Below are 26869 nucleotides of genomic sequence, written 5' to 3' on the forward strand. Positions count from 1 at the left end.
ATGCATCACTACGGTCATATTCATTTAAACAATATCAATCTGCATCTGGGTCAGGATAAACAACGCTTTCAGGCACTGGATCATGTCTCTTTTGACGTTCAGGCAGGTGAATTTGTCTGTTTGCTGGGTCCTTCGGGTTGTGGTAAATCAACATTGCTTGGCGCACTGGCAGGCCATTTGCCGATTAGCTCGGGCACCATGTTACTGGATCAAAAAACTATTGAAAAACCCTCTTCCGATCGTGGTTTAGTATTTCAGCAGCACACGCTCTTTCCTTGGAAAAGTGTGCTAGAGAATGTGTGCTTTGGCTTAAAAATGAAAGGGATTTCCAAGGCCAAAAGACGAGAACAAGCAGTGCAAATGATTGAACTGGTCGGCTTAAAAGGCTTTGAACATAAGTATCCTGCCGAACTGTCTGGTGGTATGCAACAACGGGTTGAAATTGCACGCGTACTGATTAATCAGCCTCGAGTATTGCTCATGGACGAACCCTTTGGTGCATTGGATGCGCAAACCCGTTTAAAGATGCAGGAACTATTGCTTGAAATCTGGCAAAGCATTCAAACCTCGGTGCTGTTCATTACCCACGATATTGATGAAGCTTTATTTCTGGCAGATCGGGTCTTGATCATGAGCCATCGTCCGGGACGTATCATTGAAGAAATCAAACTGGATTTTGCACGTCCACGTCATGTTGATTTGGTCACTTCAAGCGAGTTTACCCAAATTAAAAAACATTGCATTCAAGTATTAAAACAGGCCACTCAAGCTGAACTCAGCCGGTTAAATCCACTCGGTTTAAATCAGAAAGTCGCTATTTAGGAACAATAAAAGATGAGTCTAAATTACCCAGTCCTGACGGATATTGATGAGGATTATGCGGATTATCTCCTTCAATTGAATCAGCACGATGAAAATATCCGCTTTGTCGCAATTATGAATATTGCCGATGAGGAACAAACCGAATTATTAAACTGGTTACAGCATGCTGTGTTACATGATCCTGCCAGCAAGGTACGTGAGTTGGCCGCCACCCGTTTAGAGGGTTGGGAGGATACAACATCTTTACATACTTTGGCCCAAGCCTTGAACGATCCACATGAAAATGTACGTATTGCAGCAGCGCAAAGCTTAAGTGAAATTAAACATGTCAAATCTGCTGATCATCTGGCAACTTATTTGCTGCATCACGATGACTTTGTGATTGCTTCGATTTTGAGAGCAATTAGGGAGTTACGGGCTGAACACTTATTTGAAGCTATCCTAGAGCATGTTCAGCATCGCAATGCCTTGGTCCGTAAAGAAGCAGTCAGTACATTGTGTTGGTTGCAGAAACAGGAAGGCTTAGCAACCTTAGCACATATCGCACAGCATGATGTTGATACTGAAATCCGCCGTACCGCCACAGGTGGCTTGGCGGCAACTCAAGTTTCAACACCTGAAATTTTATCAGCTTTACACAGTTCGCTCACAGCCGAGGCATGGCAACTCAGGGTCGAAGCTGCTTTGACCATTGGAAAATTAAAAGTCCTTGAATTAGAACAACCACTTTTGCAACAACTAGATGACCCTTATTGGCAAGTTCGCATTGCAGTTGCACGCAGTTTGGGTTTACTCAAATCCAAAGCGGCAATCGCCAAACTCCAAGAAAATTTCCAGCATGACATCAGTAACCTCCGTAAAGAAGTTGCGATTGCCTTGGGAGAAATTGGTGGGGAATCCGCTCAGCATATTTTATTACAGCATGCCGAAGATCCTGACCCAGAAGTGCGTAAATCGATTCGGATTGGACTCGCTTTGATCAAGGAGAAACAATATGTCAGTTGAACCGTATCAGCTTAGAGTCGATATCGAACAGCAACGCCTTTTTCTCTCTTGGGCAGATGGTACAGAGAAGAATTTTAGTCACGCACAGCTCAGAGCCAGTTGTCCTTGTGGATTTTGTCGTTCTAATCGTCTGCGCCAAAAGCAAATCCCAAAGACAGATCATGTCTCTATTACAGCAATCTATTCTCAAGGTTATGGGATTCAAATCTGCTTTGATGATGGGCATGAACAAGGGATTTTCCCTTGGACTTTTTTAAAAGAACTGAGTCAATAAAGAATATTCAAAATGATAAGCTCTATTATTAAAACTAATCATTTTGAATTATGAGGCAAATAGAATAGATCATCTAAATTGTGATCTTCCCTATTTTATTGCAATCAAAATATAAAGTTCATCGAGTAGATCAAAATGCCACTCGATGACGTTCTAAGTTAAATATGATGAATTTCGACTGAGGCATGCACAATTTCCTCATGAATCGCCAGCGCGGCTTTGACCTGATCAGGATTAAGATCGGTCAATGTCGTTTCCAGACCAACAATACACGAGAACTTGCCTGTCCCCACTTTCCACACATGCAGATCGGTAATGTCAACCTGTGAAAACCCGGCAATCACCTCACGTATTTTCTCAACCACAGGATGACCCATTTCGGCATCCAGTAAGGTTTTACCGGTTTCCTGCATTAGCCTCCAAGACCATTTCGCCACCAGCAATGCACCCACAGTTCCAAGCAAAGCATCGAGGAAATTCCAGCCGAAGTATTTGGCCGCAAATAAGGCAATAATGGCCAGAACAGAGGTTACCGCATCGGCAACCACATGCAGAAATGCAGCTTTTTGATTTAAATCATGATGGTCATGAGCATGATGATGTGCTTCATGATGCTGGCTATGCGAATGGTGATGGTGATCACCACCTTCATGTAATAGCCAAGCACAAATCAGATTGACCATCAGACCAATAATCGCAATTGGAATCGCCTCATTAAAATGAATGGTGACTGGATTGAATAAGCGCTCGAGTGACTGAATCCCCATCAACAGCGCGACCACCATCAATAAAATCGCACTGCTATATCCCGCCAGAATTTCAATTTTCCATGTACCAAAACTAAAGCGTTGATCCTGCGCATAATGTCGCGTCATACGATAGGCAAAATAAGCCAGTCCCAAGGCCAGCATATGCGAGCTCATATGCCAGCCATCGGCAAGTAAAGCCATCGAATTAAAAAACCAGCCACCCAGAATTTCCAAGACCATCATCACAGCGGTCAAAATGGTGGCAATTAAAATTCTTTTTTGAGCCAAGGGATTTCCTTGATCAAACTGATGAGAATGACGTCGTTCTAGGTTACTATGCTGCATTTATTTTAGTCTTCCAATATACTCCCCCTAGTATATATTTTTTAGGAAAAAAAGTATGTCTCACCTCCATCAAGATAAGAAAATTTTAAATCGTCTTAAGCGGATTCAAGGACAGTTCGCAGCAGTCGAGAAATCAATCACAAATCCTGAGAGTTCTTGCATAGAGGTTTTACAGCAGGTTGCAGCAGTCAAAGGTGCAGTGAATGGCTTAATGAATCAGTTGATTGAACAACACCTAAAAGAGCATGTATTAAAAGGGGCTGATCACGTCGAAGAGGAGGAAGTCGAAAAATTTTTCACCTTATTACAACGCTATCTATAAATACCAAATGGTGTTACTCAGTTGTTCTAGCTCGGAATGATCATGACTCACATACAACATTGGGATCTTGATTTCCTGTTTAACGCGTTGAAAAAAAGGAATGATCTCAGCTTTATGCGCGGTATCCAGTGCAGATAGCGGCTCATCTAAAAGCAGTAATTGTGGCGAGTATAATAATGCTCGTCCCAAAGCCACTCGCTGTTTTTCTCCCCCAGACAGCTTAATCGGCATACGTTCCAGCAAATGCCCCAATTTGAGTAACTCAACAATATAGTCCACTTCGAACTGACGTTGTTGTGGCGCAATATGCTTAAAACCAAACACTAAATTCTGTTTGACGTTTTTATGCGGAAACAATTGGGCATCCTGAAAGACAAGCCCTACCCGACGCTGTTGTGTAATTAAATTAATTTTTTGAGCGTGATCAAACCATGTCTGGTTCTGGATTTTGATCCATCCCGATTGTGGTCGGATTAAACCTGCAATACTGTGCAATATGGTGGTTTTTCCCGAACCTGAAGCCCCAAATAACCCAATCACAGAATGATCCGACTGAAAGCGTTGATCCAAAGAGAATTGTCCTTGTTGTAGCTGTATATAACAATCAATCATGCTGAATACCCACGCTTGTTTCTCTGGTAACGATTGAACCACTGCGCAAACCATAAGGCAAAGAACGCTACCGATAAAGACAGCATAATCAATCGCCACACCGCCGCTTCGGTATCAGGTTGCTGCATTAAACTATACATTGCCAGCGGTAAAGTGCGGGTTTCACCAGCAATATTGCCAACAAAAGTAATGGTTGCGCCAAACTCACCTAAACTTCGGCAAAAACATAGAATAGCACCGACCAAAATCCCACTACTAGCCAGTGGCAATGTCACTTGCATAAATGCCCCAAGAGAGGATGCCCCTAAGGTTTTCGCAGCAAACTCCAAGCGTTGATCCACCAGTTCAATTGCCAGTCGAATCGATTGTACCAACAAGGGAAAGCCCATCACTGCCGAAGCCAATACAGCCCCTTTCCAGTTAAAGGCAAACTCTAAACCCAGCGGCGCAAGATACTGCCCCAGCAATCCCCGATTACCAAACAATTGCAGTAACAAATAGCCCGGCACAACAGGTGGCAAAACCAAAGGCAAGAATACCAAGGTCTCAAACAGCGATTTACCCCAAAATTCTTTACGGGCCAATACCCAAGCCACTAAAGTTGCAGGAATTAAGCTAAACACCAAACACGCTGCCGCCACTTTGCATGACAGCTTCAATACTTCGATTTCTTCAGGGCTCAAGATCATCATTCAGTTACTGCAACACACTAAACCCATATTTTTTAAATATCGTTTTGGCCTGTCCGCTTTGTAGAAATTTATAGAATTTAACCGATTCCGCATTCTTTTTGGTTAAACCCACTGGATAAATAATCGGTGGATGAGTATTTTCAGGGAAGATGCCTGCCACCACCACATCTTTACTGATTGCTGCATCAGTTGCATAGACGATTCCGACCTGACACTCACCACGGGCAACAAAGTTGAGAGCTGCACGTACATCTTCGGTTTCAACCAACTTTGGGGCAACTTTGTCCCACCAACCCAATGATGTCAAAGCCTGTTTGGCATATTTTCCAACCGGTACACTTTTGGTATCCCCTGTACAGAGCTTGCCTTGAATGACCTTGGTCGGGTCAAAATTCTTATCCATTTTCAACTTAATCGGGTGATCTTTAGGCGTGATCACAACTAAACGATTGCCTAATAAATTAATCCGATCCGCTGCTGCAACCCGCTGTTTATTCTGTAAATAATCCATCCATTGCACATCAGCAGACATAAATACATCTGCTGGTGCCCCTGCTTCAATTTGCTTGGCTAAAGTTGAAGAACCTGCATATGAGGTTTTGACCTCGGTTTTATTTTTTTGCTCATAGATTCTATCAAGTTCATTCACTGCATTGGTCAGACTTGCTGCTGCATAAACAGTCACAGCATCTGCAGCAAAGGCATGTGTCTGAATCAATAAACTCGCCCCGAAAACGACAGTGTATAGGTATGTTTTTTTCATCATTGTTGGCATTATATCGTCCTCAAATTTCGATATGTTTTTAAAAATATATCGCTTAATAAAGATACACGAAAAATAACAATTCGCTAGTCTTGTTCTTCTTATTCATTCATCTGTTTATGAAACACAATGATCTAACAATTGACATCAAGATCATTATTTGCTGCAAAAAATCAGTTTCTCGCTAATTTAGTGCATCTCCATATAAATTCCGATATAAGCGATAGATCAAACATTCACTCAATCGTTATTTACCGAAAAATATAGTGATTAGCCGTATTTTGCTTTCCAAAATAAAAAGGCACCTATCCAAACACCAACTGAATGATGCTGAATAGACGCCTTCGTCTATTTCTAAAGATAACCTAGATCGCTACCCTATTTCTGTTTGAGCAAAAGGTGTGCCAAATGATTTTCAAGCTTTTACTAGATTTGAAGCTTAAATCATGCCTTACCCTCTAACAGCTAAATTCTGTTTCGGCAATAGTTTACAACCGCAAGACAATGGGTCATTGACTCTGGCCGCGGCTTTGCCCATGACTTGCATATTCGGGTCGCCTGCCACAATTGTTGCTACAGTTTTATGCTTGGGACAGGTTGCCTTATCACCCACACAGGCAATCGGAATCCCTTCGATAAGAAAACTACTGTTGCCGCTAATCACCTGCCCACCACCTGTGGTTGGACAACCGACAACAATATAAGGTGTTGCCATAATCACATCCCTCGCATTTAGATTTTTAATTTAACTAAAGCACTTCAAATTCAATTCGACGGTTTTTCCGACGACCATCAGCAGTTGCATTGTCTGCAACGGGCTGGCTAGAACCCTTACCTTCTGTACTCAAACGATCTGAAGCAATACTTTTACCGACCAGATAAGTTTGTACCGCTGCTGCACGTTGCTGACTTAACACCGTATTTTTATTGGCATCACCAGAACTATCGGTATGGCCAATAATTTTGACTTTCTTGCCGCCAACCTTGTTTAAAGCCACCGCCATTTCATCGAGAATCTGTTGCCCAGCCTTGGTCAGGATTGCACTGCCTGATTCAAATTCAATGATTCGATTCTTAAGTGCATCATCGATAATTTTTTGCTCTGCCTGATTCACTGAAAGTTGTGCATTGAAACGATACGGTTGCTGTACCAAAGCCTGAAAACTGCTGGTGGTCGGTTGAATCTGATTCGGATCAGTCATTTTACCGGTTAAATCAACCTGAGTGCCTCTCACACGCAACTGACCTTGTGAAATCTTCTTCAAATCAGGTGTAATCACACGGGTCACTGAATCACTCCAGCCACTCGGCGCAGACACTGGACGTACCTGAATTTTATCCACGACTTGATCTGCCCCATAGACAGACTGCATTTTCACCAAGATCGCCTGCTTGCTCTCCTCATTCGGAACCACGCCTTCCACCACAATCGGTGCAGCATGGAGCAGATGACTTTGACCTAAAACACATAAGCCAAACAGTAAACTTACCCAGATAGATTTCGGATTATTTCTCATATTCATTCATCTAAAAAAGTTTGTCTGAACAGCTTCAAACCTTGATTAAGGCTCAACTGACGCTGACAAAGTGATTGTTCGAGTGTGGCAAGCCCTGCATTCTGCTCGAGATAAGCATCAATCCATTGTGCCTGGATTAAAGATACCCAGTGCTCGCTCTGCATGTTTTGTGTAAAAATATCGCTGAGTGCCATAATATCGGCACCTTGGAAACCAATGAATAAAATCGGCTCATCACGATGCAAGATACCAATCAGAATTTCTGCATTATTCATGCCTAAGAAGCGTCCAACCATACCGACCCAGAATGCTGCAATTTCATAGCAATACATTGAATTATTGATTGGAAGAATCAGCACTTTGTTTAAACGACTGGTACCATTTTTTAAGATCGGTTGTAGCAAAAGCCCCAATCCGATCATGCTCTGTGCCAATTCATAGACATTGATTTTCATCAATTGGGCAAAAGAATGCATGGTATGGTTTTCATAAAAACCATGACATTCGTCAGCGCTAAAAATCTGAACCACATTGGGTAAGTTATTCAGCTTCTCCAACATAATATTGGTATCACGAATACTGCGTAATACCCGATTGCGCTGAAATAAATCGACCAATACCGATTTGTAGTAAAACGGGGCCAATAATAAATTTTGATAAGGCTGCTCAACTTCAAGCAACTGACTCAGTACCATTGGAAATGCACGCCCTGAGCTGTCTTGGCTTGCAATCAGATTGGCAGCCAAAAACATCGATTCAGCCGGATTGGCAATAAAGAAATCCAGTGCTGGCAAAGACTCATAACGCTGTTTAAAGTCAGGCGCACGCATCGCATGTTCAAGTGCTTCCGTAATCCACTGATCCAGCACCTGAATTAATGCATACTGTCCTTTTGATTTCAGAAAGTCCCCGCGAGCGGGTGTCTTTCCATAATACAAAGGTGTTGTCCTTACTTGTTGCATCCAAGTGCCTCCTGCTGTTCCCTGATTATCCCTAACATTACGGGGTTACTCCTGGTTGTGCTGGCGCTGTTGCTGGTGGTTTTACTGCGGCGGCAGCAGGCGTTGCTTGTGCAGAAACTACACGTACCGCTTTGTCAGTTACCACTTTGTCCACCAGTTGTAAGCCTGCATAACCTCGGCTAGAGCCAATACTGCCCGAGCTATTGCCACTAATCAGTCGGAAGTTTACTTTCAGCGTTAAAGAAGGTTCTGTTTTGCTGGTCCAGGTCATTTCAAAACTACCATTTTGCTCTTTGCGCTGTGCCGCATCAATCAAACGATTAATCCCGTATTCACCTGGCTCTTCAAAAATGGTATGGGTTTTGCCTTCCAAGTCCACTGCAGTAATTCGTGCACCCGGGATAGCACCTTGATTTGGCCAAACGAAGTTCACCCACTGTTGGATTCCGTTTTCAAACACCATACGCTGGCCATCAATGTCGATGGTATACGACAGATATTGTGGGTTCGGCAATGGATAGAACTGGAAGTTGGACTGATTCGATACCGGTGCAGCCGCAGGTTGATCTAGACTGCCTGTCGCCATGCCATTGATTGGTGCCACATATTGCTGGAATGCCATGACAAATTGTGGATTCAGGCTAATCCCTAAGTCCTTCCATGTTTTCGACGTTAAGACATAACCACGACGAATCACAAATGGATCTAATGCTTCTTTCACAAAGCGTGCGATGCTCCCCGTCTCACCAAAGATTTGACCAATTTCATTGCTGGTCGCTTGTAGGGTCACGCCTGCATTAAACGGATATTTTTGGCTCAAATTGGTTTTAAATGGTTGATAGGCTTGAATCCCCCACAATTTATTGAGCTCATCTTGGGTCGGTGCAATCAAGCTGGCAAAAGATTGTGTCAGTGGTGTCATTAGCAATTTTTGTAATAACTGCTGATCCGTATCCTTCAGACCTACCATCATTTTCTCATCTACATATTTCTGTGTGGCATTAAACACAGATGTCTGATCATTGATGGTCTGTTTAACCAGTGCCATAGCACTTGGGCCAATTTCACCCGCAGTTTTCAAATCATTAAACTTACTGCGTACTTGTGCCAGATTGTTCATGTACTCATCAAATAATGATTTATCTTGTAAATCATCACGCTTACGTACCAGTTGATAGAACATTTGATATTCTTGTGAAATTGCCCCTTGAGCCTTGTTTACCGCCTGAGCTGCTGCCTTATCATCTGAATTATTGAGTACCTTGCGTTTGAACCACGCCACAAAGCCTTTTTCAGGCACTGCAAGTTCAGCCTGTACGATTGGATTATCCCAGTTGGTTTCAATTGCAATACGCTGTAACAGGGTTCGAATTGGTGAGTTTTGTGGTTCACCCAGAATATCAATACTCTTCACTTGCTGAGTGAACTGATCCGCCTTGGCATAATAAATACCGTTCAGGAACTTTTTCCATTCCGTCACATATTCTTGCTTATACAAGGCCACTAATTGCTTGCGAATCTGTTCAGGACTACCTGAGAAAGTTAAGTCATCAGATTGGCGACTATTCAGCACCCAGTCTTTGAACCGTACCGGGTTTGTCGGAGACTTTTTTATTTAAGTTAGGCCACCTGACCTAACGGGTTAATCTTATCATAGTACATTGCTTCAAACTCAAAAGGCGATACATAACCCAGTGCACTGTGTACACGCTTTTTATTGAACCAATCTACCCAGTTTAGTGTCGCAAGTTGTACATCTGCTAAACCTTGCCAATCTGCTTTTAAATATTCAATCACCTCTGTTTTGTATAAGCCATTCACCGTTTCAGCCAGAGCATTATCGTATGAATCACCTGTCGTACCGACTGATGCTCGTAAATTTGCAGCATCTAAACGATTGGTATAGCGAATAGAAAGATATTGAACACCTCTATCGGAATGATGAATCACATTCTTTGGCATGCCTCGATCGTGCAATGCTTGCTCCAATGCATCGAGCACCATATCTGTATTCATCCGTGTAGATACTTTCCATCCAACAATTGCTCGTGAGAACACATCAATAATAAAGGCGGTATAGACCCAGCCTGAATGTGTTTGAATATACGTAAAGTCACTGACCCATAATTGGTCAGGTCGATCAGCACTAAAATTCCGTTTCACTAAATCATCTGCTCGTTTTTGATCATCTCGGCTACGGGTGGTTTGTTTATTCTTACCACGCCAAACACCTTGTATACCTAGCTTTTGCATCAATCGAGCAACTGTACAACGTGCAATAACATAACCCTCACGTTTCAATTTTTGCCAAACTTTACGTACACCATATCGACCTGAACTTTCTTTCCAAATACGTTTGATTTGCTCTGCATGATGTAAATCATGCAGAGCACGTTTCGCTCGATGTTCTGGGTTATCAACGAAATCTAAAGCCCGATAATAGGTCGAAGCTGCAATCGGTAAAATTCTACAAATCGCTTCAACACCATATAACGCCTTATTGTTATGGATAAAATCCACCATTATTTGTGTGGGCGGTCGAGCTCCGCCTGGGCGAAAAAAGCGGCTGCTTTACGTAGAATTTCATTGGCACGTTTTAATTCTTTAATTTCACGTTCCATTTGCTTCATTTTTTCTTGGTCAGATACCTGTTGTACTTTGGCGGGATTTTGTTGATCTAAGTATTTTTGATACCAAACACGAAGTGTTTCAGGAGTACAGCCAATTTTAGGAGCAATTGCGGAAACTGCTGCCCAATTCGATGGATAATCTTTTTCAGATTCAATTAGTAATTGAACCGCTCTTTCTCTAATTTCGGGGGTATAGTTTGGTTTTTTCATCGGAATAGTCTCTCAGAATATTGAGTCTCCGACAAACCCGGTACGGTTCAGCAATCAAAAAGTAAAGATATCCGTTTGCTGACTTGGCTTTCTGAAGCCTGGGCCAACCTGTATGGTTTTGAGGGCATTAGTAAGAGTCTGGAACTCAGCCATCGTATACTAGAACAATATTGGTTAACCCTGCACCCTGAAGTCGAAGATGATGATTTAGACCAACGTATTGGTTTATTACAAGGGCTCATTAATCAGCTCCCTTTGCTGATCAAAAAAGTAGCGTTAATTAACCATGCGCCTTTTTATCATTTACTTGATTATGATAATTTTCTTTATCATCAGAATATTCGTCGTAAGCAAAGTGATGATTTTGAAGGCTCAAATAGCCCCTCTGAGTTAGAGCAGTTTGAACAAGCCCTCTCCAATACTGATAAAAACTTTCAACGTCAAAACTACCAACGTTTTAATGAAATTTTGCAGCAATGGGCAACGCTGAAACAAGTTTTAGATGGTTTACTGGGTCTAGATTCACCAAGTTTCGCAGCGATTGATTCAAGTCTTGATACCATTCATATCACGCTAAAAAAGATTTATAAAACCGAGTTGTTTGAGCAAACACCGCAAACAGCAATTACAGAAATTGAAACATCGACAACACCGATGGTACAACACGTGACGACACAATCTTCTGCCCCCCAAAATCAGCTGTCTTTCCAGCCGCAAGTTCAATCGCATATTGAAAATCGTGAACAAGCAATGCGTGTATTGCAAGAAATTGCCACTTATTTCGAAAAGAATGAGCCACACAGCCCTGTTAGCTATATGTTGCAAAAGACCATCAAGTGGAGCCAAATGCCGCTGCATGAGTGGTTAACCCAAGTGATTAAGGATGAACATCCTTTACAAATGTTGCAGGACACCCTCGGTGTTCAGCCAAAGAATGAATACGAATAATTGTTGGTAATTGAATATGTTTAAAGCAGAAAAGATTCTTTGGGGTGAAGGTTTATTTTTACGTCCCCAGCATTTTCAGATCCAAGATACCTATCATGAACAACGTTTGAATCATACCATTCGGGCGATGATTCCACATGCTTATGGTGTCCAGAAATTAAAATTTGATGAAGTTCAACTCTCTACCCATATTCTCGCTTTACAAGAAGTCGAAATTATTTGGCAAGATGGTGAAATTTATCATGCACCAGCCCAAGATTTATTGCCAGAACCATTATTGTTAGATGACCTCAATCTACAAGGTGAAATGACGGTTTATCTCGCATTACCCATCCTGCAAGCCAATAAGAAAAATATCGCAGATGAAACACGCGCTGTGTCGAGTCGTTACCACAACTATTTGACAGAAACACACGACCTGTTTACCGATGCCAGTCCAGCTGAGCTGAATCTATTGCGTCGTCGTGCTGAATTTAAATTGTTAGAGCAACATATTCAGCCGAGTCAGAATTTAGATGGTTTCTTATATATTCCTGTGGGTAAAATTAAGCGTCAAAGCTCGGGGCACTTCGAGTTAGACAACAAGTTTATTCCACCGATTTTACATATTGCAGCTTCTGAATCTCTGATTAATAACCTAAAGCGTACGCTCAATGTCATTAAGGCCAAAATTAAAACCATTCAGAGCAATAACCGTGAAAACGAACAAAAACTGATTGAATTCCGTTCAGGAGATATCGTTTCCTTCTGGTTGATCAATGCCTTAAATACCGCCTATGCCGGATTGAACCATTTACTCCAATATCCATTGATTCACCCAGAACGTTTATTTTCAGAATTATTGCGTTTAACAGGTTCATTGCTGACCTTCTCGACCGCTTATGATGTCGATCATCTGCCTCATTATAAACATCATCAACTACAAGACAGCTTTCAGCAGCTTGACCTGATCTTAAGAGATTTATTGGATACCATTATTTCAAGCCGCTACTTCAGTATCGCCTTGAAAGAAACGCGACCATCCTATTGGGTGGGCAGTCTTGAGTCAGACAAAATTACCCGTGATACGCGTCTTTATATTGCTGTGTCGAGCAGTATGATGCAAACCCATGAACTGATTCAAATTGTACCTTTGCGTTTCAAAGTGGGTAGTACCATTGATGTAGAACAGCGTGTCATTGCTGCGCTTCCTGCTGTTCCACTCCATCATTTAATGCAAGTACCTACTGCAATTCCTGTACGTTCTGGTGTCAGCTATTTTGAAATCGAGCCGCATCACGAACTCTATCAACGTATGCTTGAGTCAGAGTCCATCTGTGTTTATGTACCTGCTGGATTCCAAGATATAAGTATTGAACTCATTGCGGTAATGAATAGTTAAGAGAACAACAATGACTCAACCCACTGGCATCCCCTCTTTATTTGATGATGGAAAAATTGGTTCAGGTTTACCTACCGCTGATCAACCACAGAATAAAGCGCAAGCAACCAACTTGATTGACCTCTTACATGATGGGTTCTATCTGGTTTTTTTACTTCGCAATCGTTATATCCCGACAAATCCAAGTGATTTTCGCGAAAAGATTGTTGACTTACTCAACCGTTTTGAGCAGCAGGCTAAGCGTTTACAATTTTCTGCTGACGATATTCATGATGCCAAATATGCTTTTTGTGCCCTGATTGATGAAACTATTGCCACACAACAAGATGCTGCTTATTTTAATTTGCAAAATTCCTGGCTGATCAGTCCACTGCAATTAAGCTTATTTGGCTCCCAATTGGCTGGTTATCGTTTTTTTGAAATCTTGGAGCAACTCCGTAGTCGCGGTAAAGAACGCTTAGCGTCACTTGAAGTATTTCACTACTGCTTGCTACTTGGATTTCAGGGAAAATATCGCCTGGAATCAGTGGAAAGTTTAAACCATTTGGTTGCACGCGTGGGCGATGAAATAGATTACCTCAAAGGGAAAAAAGCAGCATTCTCGCCATTCGCAGCGATCCCTGATCATATCAAACATATTATCCATCACGAGTTGCCATTTTTCTGGATTTTGATCTTTTTATTAATCTTTGCTGCCCTGACTTTTGCAGGCTTGAAATTCATGCTGTCCAAGCAGAATCACAATGCCCTAAACCCTTATCAAAATGTGATTTCAGCACCTGCTGAAGAAGCACATATCACCATCCATTTACCTTAGTTGATAACGTATGACTCAGGAAAGAACAACTTCTTTACGCATATTACAGACCAATAAGAAAAAAACCTTATCTCCTGTAATTTATTTACTGATTGGATTTCTTTCAGGGATTATTTTTACCTCGCTGATTTTCTTTCTATTTGTTACGGACTCAAATACAGCTGAAGCAGTACCACTGGAACAAGAACAGACCGTGGACGAAAATACAAATATCCAACCTCATGCAAAAGTGCCATCTCATAGTTCTGAAGAACCCATGCCTGTTCATCATGAAACAGCCGAATCAGCAGAAGACAATGGGTTTGCTCAGCCAGGCAGTAATGATTTAAATAAATTTTTCCAGCGCACGCCTCCACCCACTGCGCCTGTCCGTACTGGACAACAAATTTCACCTTTTGCGAATGAACCGAATAGCAAAGCAGTCCAGCCGTCAGCACCTGCAAAACCTATAGCAACTAAAAATGAACTACCGACGACCAATAAAGTTGTTAAACCCGCATCTCAGCCAGTCAAAGCAGCGTCTCCAAAAACGGTAGAACCTGAAGCCGAAGCACCTGATGCAACTGTGCAAATCAAAGTCACTCAGAAACCATTTGCTGTGAATGAACTGAAATAACACATGATCTGGTTTATCTTTTTCTGCTTCATCGCGGTTGCGATCGGATTAACACTGCTCATGTCTCATGAGTTGCGTTATAAATCCAAACAGTTCCTGCAATCCTTATTGCCAAGTAGCAAAAAGAAAATCGTAAATGCCATGCAGTTTGCGGAAAATATGCACCAAGCAGCTTCACCAGACAGACTGCAATCACATTGGCATTTGCAACAATGGTGGATTTTAGTTGCGGGTTTCTTTTTATTTGCAAGTATCCTCATTTTTGCTTTTACACGTCCGATCAACTCCACACGTATAGAGGCAGAATACCTAAAAGAAACAGATCCACAAATTTATAGCCTACTCAATGGTGAAATGTTAAGCCCGCCACCAGAAGTAGATGAAACCCTTATTCAAGATGCAATTGTGGAAGCCACTCGTCTTGAACAAGCTTATCAGGCGCAACACCCAACTGATCCAAGTATTGATGCGTCTCAGATTGAAATTCCACTGACTCATTCGCATGGCAGTTTAGATTCGTCTTTGGTTGATCGTAAATGGGATAAAATTAATCCACGTTATAAACAGCGCTTGCTCATGGTGTTCAAAATTATGAAAGAGCAGCATGGTTATGAACTGGTTTTACTTGAAGGCTATCGCAGTCCAAATCGCCAAAATTTGTTAGCGGGTAACCCGAACACAACACGTGCCAAAGGCTATCAAAGTTATCATCAATTTGGCTTAGCCGCAGATGTTGCCTTTAAACGGAATGGTAAAGTGGTTATCTCGGAACGTGATCCATGGGCAATGCGGGGTTATGAACTTTACGGACAAGTTGCTGAATCTGTTGGCTTAACATGGGGTGGTCGTTGGAAATCCATCAAAGACTATGGCCATACCGAATACCGTATGCCAGGCTTAAGAAAAACCAAAGAAATGGCCGATCAACTAACAGCTGAAGGGCAATTAACTGCTAAATCTGAGGACTCTTAATGCATCTGGTTATTATTCCACTGCTCTAAAAATAGATAAACCTGTGCATTTTTATATAGTTGCACAGGTTTTGGTGTTATATTCAATTATAAGTAATATCTAAAATCGACTCTTCAATCTCTACCTCTGCTTAAATAACTTTATTTAGCTAGGGATATAGAAACGGGTTTCCTGAATTTTAAAATAAACTCTTTGAAAACCAGATTCATAATTAATACAAGTATAAAAGCAATAACAAATGAACCTAATATATCAAAAGGAAAGTGGACACCAATATAAACTCTTGACCAGCCCACAATGACGCCCAGTAAAAGTGCCATACTGCCAATTTTTCGGTAGCCTGAGAGCAAGTATGAAAAAGCAATCGTCATGACTGTTAAGGTATGCTGACTTGGAAATGATGAAGATGAACCATGCCCTGTCAAGATATGCCCAATCCCAAGATCAAAAGGACGTGGATGGTAATACACGGCATGAATCAGTTGTGTCACCAATAAAGAAGCCAACACTGTAATCAACGTTTTTATAAACTGCCCTTTATATGCCTTATCCTTAAAAAATAAAGAGACAATTAAAAATATAAATAAAACTGCAATTAAATTATGTGAAGAAAATAATGCAATTTTATCTAAAATAGGGTTTTGTGTTGCAGTAGCGTTTATCCAGTTAAATAAACGAATATCGATAGCTTCAATTGACATCGCCAATCGTTCCATGATGATTTGACGCTAAAATATAAGAAGTCCACCTTAAACTAAAATTAAAGATTCTAAAATTTTGAATAAAATTACAATTTAAGCTTAAGCCTGAATTAATAAAAAAAGGCTAAATTTTACTCACCCTCAAATTGGAGTGAATAATGGATAAAAATACGCTCAGTCAGACATTTAGCAAAGTTCCTGAAGTTACCCTCATCTTCTGGATCATAAAAATTGCAGCAACCACGCTGGGTGAAACAGCGGGTGATGCTTTATCTATGTCGCTTAATTTTGGTTATATCTTAAGCACCTGTATTTTCTCTATTATTTTCATTGGCTTTGTTGCATTGCAAATGAAAGCCAGACAGTACAAACCTTTCTTATATTGGGCAACAATCATTTCCACCACCACACTCGGCACCACCATCGCAGATTTTGTGGATCGCTCTTTAGGAATCGGCTATTTCGGAGGCAGTACACTGCTTCTTATTTTATTAATTGCTTCTCTGGCAGTCTGGTATCAGAGTTGTGGAAATATTGCAGTTAATAGCGTTCAGTCTACAAAAAGTGAAGCTTTTTATTGGATCACCATCATGTTTTCACAAACCTTAGGCACCGCTTTGGGAGACTGGACAGCTGATACGCAAGGACTGGGTTATACCGCCTCAGCATTGATCTTTGGTTCTCTCCTCTTAATGCTAGCTGCATTTTATTACTGGACTCAAATCTCAAGAACCTTACTTTTCTGGTCCGCCTTCGTTCTCACAAGACCCTTAGGTGCTGTCCTAGGAGATTTCCTTGATAAACCACTGGATCATGGGGGCCTTGATTTAAGTCGATTCGGTGCTTCATTCGTGTTATTGGCTTTTATTGTAATGTGTCTCATGTTCTTTAAATCCAAACCAGCCTCAACAGTACATTAAGTATTGTTATGACATGACCACGTTCTTTAAAACATCTAAGAAAAAGGGATAAGCACTTGCGCTGCTTACCCCTTTCATATGTTTGGCTAGTTATAAACTTATTGATGTCTCCAAGGCACAGCAGGTGAACCAATCCAAGCCGATTTAGCTGGAATGTTCTCACCCTTCATCACCAGGGTCAGTGGACCCAATACCGCATGATGGCTCACATTGGCATTATATAAAATAATACTGCGTGCATTCACCACCACATCATTGCCCACTTTCACCTGACCAATTTTCATGATTCGGTCTTCAAATAAGTGCGTCTGTGGACCAGAGAAACTGTTAAACTCCGCTCGATCTCCAATCTCAACACAGTCAAACTCAGTGATATCTGCACTATCCATATACACATCCTTACCTATACGTACCCCTAACAGGCGCAGGAAGAACGGTAACATTGGTGTGCCTCTGAGATAGTTCAGGAAGTTCGGGATGGCAACCGCTTCATATAAACTGGTCACCCCTTCACTTAACCAGACAAACATGGTCCACATCGGTGCTGAACGTGGTTGGTAACGTCCAATTAGAATCCACTTCAATAACGCCACGATCACAAAGCAGCCCACACCATAGAGTAACCCCGCCAAAGTCAAGGCCAATAGCCCTGTCGCGATATTGTAGTTATTAATCACATCGATAATTTCCAATACGATCATATAACCCACACCAATCGCAAGCGCTGCCGGTAATACGATCCGCAGACCTTCTATCAAACCGCGCATCAGACGTCGTTTGAAACTCGGTTGAAAGGTCAGGTGATCTGGATATTGTTCTGCTGCCTCACGTGCAGGCAGAAGCAAGGGGGGAGAACCAAACCAGGTTTGGCCTGAATACAGCTCCCGATTATCTGGTGTTTTGGATTGTACCCCGATTAATACATTGTCCGGTAATACCGTCCCATCCGCGATGTAGGCACTATTCCCCACAAAGCTGCGGTTACCAATCTGGGTCGACTTTAAGGTCATCCAGCCACCCTTGATTTCCTCATCACCCAACATCACGGCATCGGCAATAAAGCTTTCCTCTCCCAAGGTCAGCATTTCAGGAATTACTCCATTTGCTGTTGAGATTTCAGTGTTCTTACCGACTTTGGCACCCAACAAACGGAACCAGGTCGGTGCGTAAATGGTGGCGAATAAACCATGCAGGGTTTGTAAACTGGTTTCCAGAATCTGTGATGCAAACCATTTACGGTAATAAGTACCACCATGAATGGCATAGCTGCCAGTCTCTAAACGCGGCAAAGCCACTTTGCGTAAGACCGAAGAGATCAGTGCGGTAATTACCATCATCATCGCACTGGCTGGAATCGCCAGAATGAAATAGTACAATGCAATCTGTAAGTGGTTGTTCGAATCAATATTAAAAATATTGACATCTAACCAGTCCACCAGCAGGAAGCTTGGAAAGATCGGGATAAAGAAGATACAGGCAATGAATAAGGCACTGATTGCATAGTAGGCATATTCTGAGATTTTGCGGATAAACGACAGTTTTGGGCGTGCAGCCAATGGCTCCAGGCTGTCAACATGGCCAATTTTCTTCGCAGGTGTACCGTCCCAGATTTCCCCTGCTGGCACTGTGGTGTCATATTCAATCGCAGTTAAGGCATTTACATGAGCACGGGGTTCTAATACGGTATTTTCTTCCAGAACGGCATAGGAACCAACATAACTGTCTTGTTTGAGCTGGATTGAGCCCAATACCAGATGACCATGTTCAACTTTGGCATTCTCCAGATTGACATTGGAACCAATACTGACCCCATCTTCAATGGTCAATAAAGATGGCATCCGGATATGTACGGAACTGATGTTGACATCATGGCCAATCTTTGCGCCCAGTGCCTTGAGGTAGAGATTCAGCAAGGTGGAACCCGATAAGAGATATACAGGTGAAATGCTGCTGATTCGGTCCGCCAGCCACCAACGGAAATAGGTCATTCCCCAGAGTGGGTAACGCCCTGCTGGTATCCCGAGTAATAACACCCGTTTTACGGTAATCGACAGCGCAAAGCTGGCAAGAATCACCGTTATATAGACCAGTAATGACAATAGAATCGCCGATGGAATGGTGTCTCGGGTACCGCCGGTAAAATAATGGTAGGTAAAGAACGGAGCCAGCCATTGTAAGATGTTGATCGAAATCAGCACTGGAATCGTCACCAATTGTGCCAGACCACACAGCCATTTATAGCGTGTATTCCGTGGATTATCCTGCCCAAGCTGGCTATCGAATAATGATGCTTCAGGTTGTTCCAGCATCAGTGCGGCAATGGCACCCACTCTGCGAGCCTGATACAGGCTTTGAATGGTTAGGTGACTGTATTCAGGGTGCTCGCGTAGGTTGGAAATCAGTACAGCAGCCAACAGTGAGTGTCCACCGAGATCGTCAAAGAAGTCTGCATCTAATTTAATCGGGATATTCGGAAATAAACGATTAAGTATGCCAAATAAGATTTCTTCGGCCTGATTCTGCGGCTGATCTGATTCGCTCCGATCGACCACACTGGTTAATGGACGAGCCTTTAATGCCTTACGGTCAATTTTTCCTGACAATAAGCGTGGTACTTCTTCAATCACTTCAAAGCGGTTCGGCACCATATAAGGTGGCAAGCGCTGACTGAGGTGATGGCGCAGCTGTTTAATTTCAATGGCCTGTTGGGCATCAATTTCAGGAGCAATGAAGGCAATCAACTGATCAATACCGTCTTCAGCACGTAGAATCACAGCTGCGGTGCCAATGCCATCCAGATCACATAACGCCGCTTCAATCTCACCGAGTTCAACCCGGAAGCCGCGGATTTTAACCTGATCGTCGGCACGGCCTAAGCAATGCACCTGACCAAATTCATCGATTTTGGCCAGATCCCCAGTGCGATACAGGTTTTCTTCATCAGGGTTACTGGCCCATGGATTCTGAATAAATTTATCTGCGGTCAGATCAGGACGTCCGAGATAGCCAGGGCCACACTCGGTCCAAAGATACATAGTTCCCCTGTTTCTCCTTGCGGCAACAGTTCGCGCTCCGCATTGATGACCAGCATGCCATAGTTGGGTAAAGGCTTGCCAATGGTCACTGGTTTGCCACGCTGCAACAGTTCCAGACTGGCAGAGACCGTGGTTTCAGTTGGTCCATAGGTGTTAAACATTTGGTGGTGAGCTAAGGCCCAGCGATCGACCAGTGAATCCGGGCACATTTCTCCACCCAGATTGATGATGCGCAGATTCGGTACATCTTCCGGGAATAAAGCCAATAATGTTGGCACCGCATGTAGAACCGTGATCTGTTGCTGTTGCAAGGTTTTACACAGGCGTTCTGGATCACTGACCAGTGATTTAGGTGCTATCCACAATGTTGCACCGACCAAATAAGACAGCCAGATTTCCTCAAAAGACATGTCAAAAGCCACTGAGAAGCCTTGATAGACCTTGTCTTGCTCCTGAATGCCCAGGATACTGTTTTCACTACGCAGGAAATGGCAAATATTCTTCTGGGTAATGACAATCCCTTTCGGTTTACCTGTCGAACCTGAGGTATAAATAATATAGGCGGGTTGATCAGGTGTGGTTCTGGCGAGTTCAACCGCCTGATCGAGTGGGCGTTGTAATTCGGTATTGGTCCACTTGCTTTGTGGGACTTCAGCCAAATGTTCATACCACTCATCGGTGGTGATCATGCCGACTGCCGCAGCATCGTCAAGACACACTGCAATCCGGTCTGCCGGGGTATCCATATCAAAAGGCAACCATGCAGCGCCACTAAGGCAGATCGCCAATTGGGATTTTAATAATTCAATTCCTCGCGGTAACCACAAGCCAACAATATCTCCCGCTTTAACCCCCTTCAGGGTTAAGTGCTGTGCCATGACCAGTGCTTGCTGGTATAAATCGGCATAACTGATCTGTTGCTCTGCTTCGATCAGGGCAGTCTTTTGAGGGAGGCGTTGCGCAGTCTGGACAAAAATATCGGTTAAAACTTCTTCCTGCAAAAACTCTGGGTGGTGCTTACCACGAATAATATTTTTTTCGTTTATCACAATTTGATTCATTCAGTTGATACGCTCGTTAAAATTATGATTTAGCAAATAACTAATTCAGTCATGATGGTTATTTAAAATTACTTATTAGAGAAAAGAATTTTTAGTTTTTTTGAATTTCACCCATAGAAAATAGATAACAACACGCCGAAGAGATTACATTTTATTATATTAAGCTGCAAGGTAAAAGACCAGATCACCTAAGCTTTAATAATAAATGGAGATATTTTATATCTTCACTCAGTTCAGTCTTTTTATAATAAAATTTATGCTAATCCAGATATAAAAATGAACAACATGTCAGAGTAATACAATGTAAATTACCTACATCAAACGAAAAAAATAATACAAAAACAAAGCACTATAAATTTAAAAACGATCTAACTGCAGTTTTTGGGCAATATAGCTTACATCTGCTCAATTTTACAGCAGGTTATAAAAAATGTTTTTTATCGATGTAACAGTCCCTTTCTCCATTTTTTATTATTTCTACTTTGCCAAGCCCCATTAATTAAGGAGTGTAACAGTTATTGATAAAAATATCCTTTACCAATATATACACCACCATCTTAAAATGATCTATCAAGCTCTCACGTTAAACACCCTTTTGTTTCAAAAAAACTAAAATAAATGTTTATAAAAAATGAATAATAACTACATCACTAAAATGAACTATGTAGCCCACTGCACAAGCTCAAACTAAATCACTTTAAGGATAATATCTGACTATTACTAAAAGGCGCTTAGAGCACTAACCATACATGAATCGCTGCTGGACCGAGCAAAACCATTAAAATACCAGCAATGACCATGGTTAAACTTGCAATCACTCCTTCCTCAGTATTGCGTTGTTGCGCTCTCACCGTACCAAAACCATGCGCTGCATTACCAAATGCAGCACCATTTGCCACATGAGAACGGATTCTGGTGATTGCTAAAATCGCGTCTCCACAAATCATTCCTACTAAACCAGTAATAACGGTAAATAAAGACACCAATGCCGCTGAACCATGAATATCTTCTGCCAAAATCATGGCAAAAGGTGTTGAGATAGAACGTGCCATCAAACTATTAGTGACTTCAGGGCTAAAATCAAATAATTGTGCCATCTCATAAGCCGACATCACACCAACGCTCATTCCCACAACAATGGCAACGGATAAAACCCCCAAATTTTTACGAATTGTCTCGCGATAACGATAAATCGGCACGGCGAATGCAACCGTTGCAGGGCCAAGTAAATTGACAATCCACTGAGTATCTTCAGCATAAGTCTGATATGAAATCCCGAAAATCATCATTAAAAGAATCGTGAGTACTGGCACACTCAGCGCTGGCGATAGCCATAATTTCGGATACTTTTGATAGAGGCGCTTTGCAATTACATAGGCCAGCAAAGTCCAGATCAAACAAAGAATTGACCAAATATTCATCTTGACTGCCTTTAAATATGCTTGTTCTGGAAATGCTTACGTATTACAAGCAAATAATTTTTCATGCGATGGTAATAGTGAATGGTAAGCGAAGTACTTAACATGACCAGAATGGTACCCAGTGCAATGCTCAATACAATTTGCCAACCTTCTGTTATAAATAAGTTTTTGTATTGAACGATAGCAACAACCACAGGGATAAAAAACAGTAATAACTCACCTAAAATAAATGCTGCTCCTGTTGCCACTTGATCAATGTTGATGAATTTTAAAAACAGGCTGAAGAGCAACAAGAACATACCTAAAATTCCCGCAGAGATTGGTATACCTAACTTTTGATGCAGGACATAACCTGCACTCCAAAATCCAGCCAGAATTAAAATTTGTTTAAACAATTGCAAAAATGAGTTTTGTGTGGATATTCCAGAAACAGCTTCGGTACGCATTTTATGAAATCAAATGGTGAACTACATAATTATTATCTTATCCAGCCAGAAGCGTGCTGATATGAATTATTCATGTTAAAATTATTCCTAAATGGAATAATAAAAAATTTGTTATGCTTTCCTTCAAATCATTACAATGCTTTGTCACCTTAGTAAAAACAAAAAGCTTTACTCGGACGGCAGAAGTGTTATGCCTCACTCAGCCAACCATTAGCAAAATTTTGCAACAGCTTGAACAACAGCTACAAGTACAACTGCTTGTAAAACCCGAGCATGGCCGTAAAAGACAACTTGAACTGACTGAAATTGGCAAACGTATCTATCAACACGCTGTAGAACTGCTGCAAGCTGAGCAAAATATTTTTCTAGAAATTGAAAATTATCAACAATTAAAAACGGGTACGCTCAAACTTGGTGTTCCGCCATTAGGTGCTCAACTCCTTACCACCGCCCTTTTTGATTATCACCAACAATGGCCTAAAATTGAACTCTCTTTTCTTGAAGTCGGCTCTAGAGCGATTGAACTCGCTTTGCATAACAATGAATTGGATGTAGGTGTATTGTTACAACCTTTCGATCCACAGATTTTTGATAGCATAGAGTTATGTAATTACCCTTTAATGGTTGTGTTACGACGAGACGCAATTTGGGCATCACGGAAAAAAATCACTTTAGAAGAGTTACGACACCAATCCTTCTTGATGTTTCCTGAAAATTTTTCCTTAAACCGTATTATTCTGGATGCATGCCAGCAGCATGGCTTTTATCCAAGTATTGCCTGCCGTACCAGCCAGTGGAATCTTCTGGCGGATATGGTGTTACAACGTATGGGAATAGCCCTACTGCCAAAATATTATACCGATATGTTGGATTCCAAGTTATTTGCAGCCATTCCGCTTGAAAAACCAAATATTCAGTGGCATTTAGCGATGGCATGGAAAAAAAGCCTTCCCATCTCACCCGCTGTTCAGGCTTGGCTTGACATCATTCGTCAGCACTTTCAAAATATTAGGCCTGAAATGAATAAAATACAGGAATAATATACGTAGAAAAAAGATAAAGCACTGCCACAAAAAAGCTACCCAATTTTGGATCAGCTCGCCTAGACTGGATAGATCTCACGATCAACTGGCACATAATAATGAATGATTCAAACTATATCCCACCCCGAATTTGGCAATGGACTGGAGAAAAAACAGATTTAAATCAGCCGACAGCAGGCAGCCGTTATCAGCATACTTTACCCATTGGGAAACATCCCCTTCAGCTCTATTCCTTGGCAACGCCTAATGGAAAAAAAGTCACGATTTTACTGGAAGAACTGCTCGCATTAGGGCATCAAGATGCCGAATACGATGCTTGGCTCATTAAGATTGGCGAAGGACAACAATTCAGCAGTGGCTTTGTCGATATCAATCCAAACTCTAAAATTCCCGCGTTGGTCGATCATAGCCAAACTCCACCTTTAAGGATTTTTGAGTCAGGTTCAATTTTGCTCTATTTGGCTGAAAAGTTTAAAGCCTTTATTCCGAACGAGATTGCAGCACGTACCGAATGTTTAAACTGGTTGTTTTGGCAAATGGGTAGCGCACCTTACATCGGTGGAGGTTTGGGGCATTTTTATGCTTATGCGCCTGTGAAAATTGAATATGCAATCAACCGCTTTGCCATGGAAACCAAACGCCTACTGGATGTTTTGGATCAACATTTAGCACAACATGAATATTTGGCTGGAAGCGAATATTCGATTGCCGATATTGCAGCTTTCCCTTGGTATGGCAGTATTGTCAAAGGCTGGGTTTATAATGCCAATGAATTCTTAGGTGTAGATCAATATCAACATGTACAACGTTGGGCAGATGCTATTCTGGCACGCCCTGCGGTACAGCGTGGACGCATGGTCAATCGCACCTTCGGCGACTTAGCAACCCAATTGCATGAACGTCATGATGCAAGTGATTTCGAGACACGGACTGAAGACAAATTAGGTTAAATCAGCATACTTAGATTTATGAGATTATTATTTGCATGATATCGAATTCAACATGCATCAGAACGGTAGCCCCAAAAAAGCCCTTGGATAACAAGGGCCTTTTAATTCTTATTGAGCAGCATTCACTCCAACAATAAACTGGCTACAATTCGAAGCTTCAGATGCATTGTCCAATTGATTATCAGCAAACTTAAATTTAGATGTAACTGAGCTATAATCTTTCTTAAGGCTTTGCCCAGTTAACTCACCTAATTGTTTGACCTGTTCTGGTTTCAAGATGTCATGTTCAACCGCTTGATTGACCATAACACAAGCTGTCGTGATCGCATCGTAACGTGCTGCTGTCTTCGAATAGCCGAGAGAACCTAGGACGCCACCAACAATTAAACCAATAATGACAGATACTGCAACATGCATTTTATTCATTTTAAAAGACCTGAAAACATAGCTAAATTTCAAAACAAAACAATTCAGTAAAGATAAAATCTATTTAGCAATTAAAACTAATATCAAAAAAGCAAACCAAACAGAAAATACGATATAAGCATGAATATTTGAAATAAATCACATTTTCATATTTGGTTTTGTGCAGAATAATCAAATTGATTTGATAGAAAAAGAAAGGACCCTTCAATTTTTCTGACAGATACCAAATCAGGAAATTCAGAAGGGTTCAACAAGGTATTCAGCTAACTCAATGACAAGCAACTGTAATTTTAAAAATTTACTTCGCTTTACGCTCTTTATTGACAAGATATTCGACCACTTTAACTACCTTATCATCTCCCCCTTGCACAATATATTTTCCATTTACAACAACAGCAGGAACACCAGTCAATTGATATTTTTGTGCCAACTGGTTTGATTCTGAAATTTTTGCGGTGATTGCAAAAGAATCATACATACTATTAAATTTTGCTTCAGGAACACCATACTTCACAAAGAATTTAGCAAAGGCATCCTTCTGCAGAACTTTTTGATTTCCTACATTATTAATATGAAATAGCGGTAAATGAGTACGCTTACGTACACCCAAAGCTTCACTCACGTAGTAGGCACGCGCTCCCTGCTCCCACATCGGATTCATTGCTGCCGGAGTACGAAGGAAATACACATCACTTGGAATTTTCTTTAGCCAGGCCTGCATATAAGGCTCTAATTTAAAACAATAAGTACACCCGTACCAAAAGAATTCCCGTACTTCAATTTGATTGGCCGGTGCTGAGGTTTTTACTGGATTTGAGACAACTTTATAATCTTTGCCTTCGACAAAATCGTTGGCCATCGTTTGTGTTGAAAATACCGCCGCTACTGCAAACACACTAGTTAAAATTAAATTCTTCATTCGTTCTCTTATCCTCACCATCATTTTGTCTCATTAAAATGATTTTTAAATATTAAAGCTGCTCCAAAGCATCTTTCCTTTGGAAAGGCAGATGCGATTTTGCTATCAATCTACAATTGGAGAAAGCTATCATTAACCAATAACCTTGCATATTCTTCATACACACACGAAAAATTCAACAATGCATCACAAAAACAAACATATATGTATAACAAATCGGCATGCTAAACAGAGGTGAATAACCAAGAAAATACTGATTTACTTCACTGAATGTAAATTGCCCATCAAAGCCGCTTCAATCTATCAAATC

General features: G+C 41.4%; 24 protein-coding genes, 3 pseudogenes and 1 other annotated feature. Of the genes and pseudogenes, 12 read left to right on the top strand and 15 right to left on the bottom strand.

The features are described 5' to 3' along the window. The 3 genes from F895_RS05385 to F895_RS05375 are packed head-to-tail and all read left to right on the top strand — an operon-like array spanning position 1 to position 2101. A complete protein-coding gene (locus tag F895_RS05385; protein ID WP_005242876.1) occupies positions 1-822 on the top strand; it encodes an ABC transporter ATP-binding protein in 822 nt (273 codons plus the stop codon). Between the two features lie 12 nt (positions 823-834). After that, on the top strand, positions 835-1827 hold the full coding sequence (locus F895_RS05380) for a HEAT repeat domain-containing protein (protein WP_005242879.1): 993 nt from the start codon (positions 835-837) through the stop codon (positions 1825-1827). Beyond that, entirely contained in the window at positions 1817-2101 is a 285-nt protein-coding gene (locus F895_RS05375; RefSeq protein WP_005242881.1) for a gamma-butyrobetaine hydroxylase-like domain-containing protein, read from the top strand. The genes F895_RS05380 and F895_RS05375 overlap by 11 nt, the downstream gene beginning before the upstream one ends. A 158-nt stretch (positions 2102-2259) precedes the next feature. Here F895_RS05375 and dmeF read toward each other — a convergent pair whose 3' ends face one another. After that, the gene (gene dmeF, locus F895_RS05370; protein ID WP_005242883.1) at positions 2260-3195 is read right to left on the bottom strand and encodes a CDF family Co(II)/Ni(II) efflux transporter DmeF; all 936 of its coding nucleotides are present in this window, start codon (positions 3193-3195) and stop codon (positions 2260-2262) included. A gap of 55 nt (positions 3196-3250) precedes the next feature. Between dmeF and F895_RS05365 the strand changes: the two genes are divergently transcribed. Continuing rightward, positions 3251-3517, top strand: a complete 267-nt coding sequence (locus tag F895_RS05365; protein ID WP_005242884.1) for a metal/formaldehyde-sensitive transcriptional repressor — start codon at positions 3251-3253, stop codon at positions 3515-3517. On the opposite strand, the gene F895_RS05360 is transcribed toward F895_RS05365, so the two are convergent. From F895_RS05360 to F895_RS05325, 8 genes and pseudogenes are all read right to left on the bottom strand, one after another. After that, the gene (locus F895_RS05360) at positions 3512-4129 is read right to left on the bottom strand and encodes an ATP-binding cassette domain-containing protein (protein ID WP_005242886.1); all 618 of its coding nucleotides are present in this window, start codon (positions 4127-4129) and stop codon (positions 3512-3514) included. The genes F895_RS05365 and F895_RS05360 overlap by 6 nt on opposite strands. Further along, positions 4126-4821: a molybdate ABC transporter permease subunit gene (gene modB, locus F895_RS05355; RefSeq protein ID WP_005242888.1), complete on the bottom strand. Its 696-nt coding sequence runs from the start codon at positions 4819-4821 to the stop codon at positions 4126-4128. Before modB ends, F895_RS05360 begins: the two co-directional genes overlap by 4 nt. Positions 4822-4825: 4 nt before the next feature. After that, entirely contained in the window at positions 4826-5596 is a 771-nt protein-coding gene (gene modA / locus F895_RS05350; RefSeq protein WP_005242889.1) for a molybdate ABC transporter substrate-binding protein, read from the bottom strand. Positions 5597-6035: 439 nt separating this feature from the next. After that, the gene (locus F895_RS05345; RefSeq protein WP_004654745.1) at positions 6036-6299 is read right to left on the bottom strand and encodes a PAAR domain-containing protein; all 264 of its coding nucleotides are present in this window, start codon (positions 6297-6299) and stop codon (positions 6036-6038) included. Positions 6300-6333: 34 nt separating this feature from the next. Further along, positions 6334-7107, bottom strand: a complete 774-nt coding sequence (locus tag F895_RS05340; protein WP_005242890.1) for an OmpA family protein — start codon at positions 7105-7107, stop codon at positions 6334-6336. Beyond that, positions 7104-8063 carry a type VI secretion system-associated protein TagF gene (tagF, locus tag F895_RS05335; RefSeq protein ID WP_005242891.1) on the bottom strand — a complete coding sequence of 320 codons (960 nt, stop codon included), beginning with the start codon at positions 8061-8063 and terminating at the stop codon, positions 7104-7106. Before tagF ends, F895_RS05340 begins: the two co-directional genes overlap by 4 nt. Positions 8064-8100: 37 nt before the next feature. Then, positions 8101-9651: pseudogene (locus tag F895_RS05330) on the bottom strand (type VI secretion IcmF C-terminal domain-containing protein); the annotation flags it as partial. Between the two features lie 32 nt (positions 9652-9683). Continuing rightward, positions 9684-10903 (bottom strand): IS3 family transposase gene (locus F895_RS05325; protein ID WP_107114716.1). Its coding sequence is split into 2 segments (ribosomal slippage): positions 9684-10627 and positions 10627-10903, totalling 1221 coding nucleotides; the frame shifts between segments, so codons are not numbered across the junction. Beyond that, positions 10512-10628 (bottom strand) — a sequence feature (AL1L pseudoknot). Its footprint overlaps the gene before it by 117 nt. 57 nt (positions 10904-10960) lie before the next feature. On the opposite strand from F895_RS05325, the pseudogene tssA reads away from it, so the two are divergent. The 5 genes and pseudogenes from tssA to F895_RS05295 all read left to right on the top strand — a co-directional run. Continuing rightward, positions 10961-11851: pseudogene (tssA, locus tag F895_RS05315) on the top strand (type VI secretion system protein TssA); the annotation flags it as partial. A gap of 16 nt (positions 11852-11867) precedes the next feature. Further along, positions 11868-13232 (top strand): type VI secretion system baseplate subunit TssK, encoded by a 1365-nt coding sequence (gene tssK, locus F895_RS05310; protein ID WP_005242902.1) that lies wholly within the window; start codon positions 11868-11870, stop codon positions 13230-13232. A 10-nt stretch (positions 13233-13242) separates the two neighbouring features. Then, entirely contained in the window at positions 13243-14049 is an 807-nt protein-coding gene (gene icmH, locus F895_RS05305; RefSeq protein WP_005242904.1) for a type IVB secretion system protein IcmH/DotU, read from the top strand. A gap of 10 nt (positions 14050-14059) precedes the next feature. Beyond that, positions 14060-14665 carry a hypothetical protein gene (locus tag F895_RS05300; protein ID WP_005242905.1) on the top strand — a complete coding sequence of 202 codons (606 nt, stop codon included), beginning with the start codon at positions 14060-14062 and terminating at the stop codon, positions 14663-14665. A 3-nt stretch (positions 14666-14668) separates the two neighbouring features. After that, positions 14669-15637 (top strand): M15 family metallopeptidase, encoded by a 969-nt coding sequence (locus tag F895_RS05295; protein ID WP_010590269.1) that lies wholly within the window; start codon positions 14669-14671, stop codon positions 15635-15637. Between the two features lie 140 nt (positions 15638-15777). Here the strand turns inward: F895_RS05295 and F895_RS05290 are convergent, their stop codons facing one another. Beyond that, positions 15778-16338, bottom strand: a complete 561-nt coding sequence (locus tag F895_RS05290; protein WP_005242908.1) for an undecaprenyl-diphosphatase — start codon at positions 16336-16338, stop codon at positions 15778-15780. 158 nt (positions 16339-16496) lie between these two features. Here F895_RS05290 and F895_RS05285 point away from each other — a divergent pair, with 158 nt between their 5' ends. Then, positions 16497-17258, top strand: coding sequence for a COG4705 family protein (locus F895_RS05285; protein ID WP_005242910.1), 762 nt, complete (start codon positions 16497-16499; stop codon positions 17256-17258). 98 nt (positions 17259-17356) lie between these two features. On the opposite strand, the pseudogene posA reads toward F895_RS05285, so the two are convergent. From posA to F895_RS05275, 3 genes and pseudogenes are all read right to left on the bottom strand, one after another. Further along, positions 17357-21354, bottom strand: a pseudogene (gene posA / locus F895_RS0119035) (delta-poly-L-ornithine synthetase PosA). Positions 21355-22085: 731 nt separating this feature from the next. Then, complete coding sequence (locus tag F895_RS05280) at positions 22086-22775, bottom strand: LrgB family protein (RefSeq protein ID WP_005242914.1); 690 nt, start codon at positions 22773-22775, stop codon at positions 22086-22088. 11 nt (positions 22776-22786) lie between these two features. Further along, on the bottom strand, positions 22787-23221 hold the full coding sequence (locus tag F895_RS05275) for a CidA/LrgA family protein (RefSeq protein WP_005242916.1): 435 nt from the start codon (positions 23219-23221) through the stop codon (positions 22787-22789). A 113-nt stretch (positions 23222-23334) separates the two neighbouring features. Between F895_RS05275 and F895_RS05270 the strand changes: the two genes are divergently transcribed. After that, a complete protein-coding gene (locus F895_RS05270; RefSeq protein ID WP_005242917.1) occupies positions 23335-24261 on the top strand; it encodes a LysR family transcriptional regulator in 927 nt (308 codons plus the stop codon). A 101-nt stretch (positions 24262-24362) separates the two neighbouring features. Further along, positions 24363-25214, top strand: a complete 852-nt coding sequence (gene yghU / locus F895_RS05265) for a glutathione-dependent disulfide-bond oxidoreductase (RefSeq protein WP_005242919.1) — start codon at positions 24363-24365, stop codon at positions 25212-25214. Between the two features lie 108 nt (positions 25215-25322). Here the strand turns inward: yghU and F895_RS05260 are convergent, their stop codons facing one another. Then, the gene (locus tag F895_RS05260) at positions 25323-25640 is read right to left on the bottom strand and encodes a hypothetical protein (RefSeq protein WP_005242922.1); all 318 of its coding nucleotides are present in this window, start codon (positions 25638-25640) and stop codon (positions 25323-25325) included. Positions 25641-25938: 298 nt separating this feature from the next. Then, positions 25939-26559 carry a thiol:disulfide interchange protein DsbA/DsbL gene (locus F895_RS05255; protein WP_005242924.1) on the bottom strand — a complete coding sequence of 207 codons (621 nt, stop codon included), beginning with the start codon at positions 26557-26559 and terminating at the stop codon, positions 25939-25941. Between the last annotated feature and the right edge of the window lie 310 nt (positions 26560-26869).

Origin of the sequence: Acinetobacter sp. CIP 64.2, from assembly GCF_000369645.1 — a bacterium.
Lineage (GTDB): Bacteria > Pseudomonadota > Gammaproteobacteria > Pseudomonadales > Moraxellaceae > Acinetobacter.

Bases quoted from the DNA above. Each gene is read 5' to 3' on its own strand.
- F895_RS05280 (WP_005242914.1), bottom strand. From the start codon at position 22,775: ATGAATATTTGGTCAATTCTTTGTTTGATCTGGACTTTGCTGGCCTAT.
- modB (WP_005242888.1), bottom strand. From the start codon at position 4,821: ATGATGATCTTGAGCCCTGAAGAAATCGAAGTATTGAAGCTGTCATGC.
- F895_RS05385 (WP_005242876.1), top strand. From the start codon at position 1: ATGCATCACTACGGTCATATTCATTTAAACAATATCAATCTGCATCTG.
- tagF (WP_005242891.1), bottom strand. From the start codon at position 8,063: ATGCAACAAGTAAGGACAACACCTTTGTATTATGGAAAGACACCCGCT.
- F895_RS05255 (WP_005242924.1), bottom strand. From the start codon at position 26,559: ATGAAGAATTTAATTTTAACTAGTGTGTTTGCAGTAGCGGCGGTATTT.
- F895_RS05345 (WP_004654745.1), bottom strand. From the start codon at position 6,299: ATGGCAACACCTTATATTGTTGTCGGTTGTCCAACCACAGGTGGTGGG.
- F895_RS05295 (WP_010590269.1), top strand. From the start codon at position 14,669: ATGATCTGGTTTATCTTTTTCTGCTTCATCGCGGTTGCGATCGGATTA.
- tssK (WP_005242902.1), top strand. From the start codon at position 11,868: ATGTTTAAAGCAGAAAAGATTCTTTGGGGTGAAGGTTTATTTTTACGT.
- F895_RS05270 (WP_005242917.1), top strand. From the start codon at position 23,335: ATGCTTTCCTTCAAATCATTACAATGCTTTGTCACCTTAGTAAAAACA.
- F895_RS05285 (WP_005242910.1), top strand. From the start codon at position 16,497: ATGGATAAAAATACGCTCAGTCAGACATTTAGCAAAGTTCCTGAAGTT.
- modA (WP_005242889.1), bottom strand. From the start codon at position 5,596: ATGCCAACAATGATGAAAAAAACATACCTATACACTGTCGTTTTCGGG.
- F895_RS05300 (WP_005242905.1), top strand. From the start codon at position 14,060: ATGACTCAGGAAAGAACAACTTCTTTACGCATATTACAGACCAATAAG.
- F895_RS05260 (WP_005242922.1), bottom strand. From the start codon at position 25,640: ATGAATAAAATGCATGTTGCAGTATCTGTCATTATTGGTTTAATTGTT.
- F895_RS05290 (WP_005242908.1), bottom strand. From the start codon at position 16,338: ATGTCAATTGAAGCTATCGATATTCGTTTATTTAACTGGATAAACGCT.
- dmeF (WP_005242883.1), bottom strand. From the start codon at position 3,195: ATGCAGCATAGTAACCTAGAACGACGTCATTCTCATCAGTTTGATCAA.
- F895_RS05340 (WP_005242890.1), bottom strand. From the start codon at position 7,107: ATGAATATGAGAAATAATCCGAAATCTATCTGGGTAAGTTTACTGTTT.
- F895_RS05360 (WP_005242886.1), bottom strand. From the start codon at position 4,129: ATGATTGATTGTTATATACAGCTACAACAAGGACAATTCTCTTTGGAT.
- F895_RS05380 (WP_005242879.1), top strand. From the start codon at position 835: ATGAGTCTAAATTACCCAGTCCTGACGGATATTGATGAGGATTATGCG.
- F895_RS05365 (WP_005242884.1), top strand. From the start codon at position 3,251: ATGTCTCACCTCCATCAAGATAAGAAAATTTTAAATCGTCTTAAGCGG.
- F895_RS05375 (WP_005242881.1), top strand. From the start codon at position 1,817: ATGTCAGTTGAACCGTATCAGCTTAGAGTCGATATCGAACAGCAACGC.
- F895_RS05275 (WP_005242916.1), bottom strand. From the start codon at position 23,221: ATGCGTACCGAAGCTGTTTCTGGAATATCCACACAAAACTCATTTTTG.
- yghU (WP_005242919.1), top strand. From the start codon at position 24,363: ATGAATGATTCAAACTATATCCCACCCCGAATTTGGCAATGGACTGGA.
- icmH (WP_005242904.1), top strand. From the start codon at position 13,243: ATGACTCAACCCACTGGCATCCCCTCTTTATTTGATGATGGAAAAATT.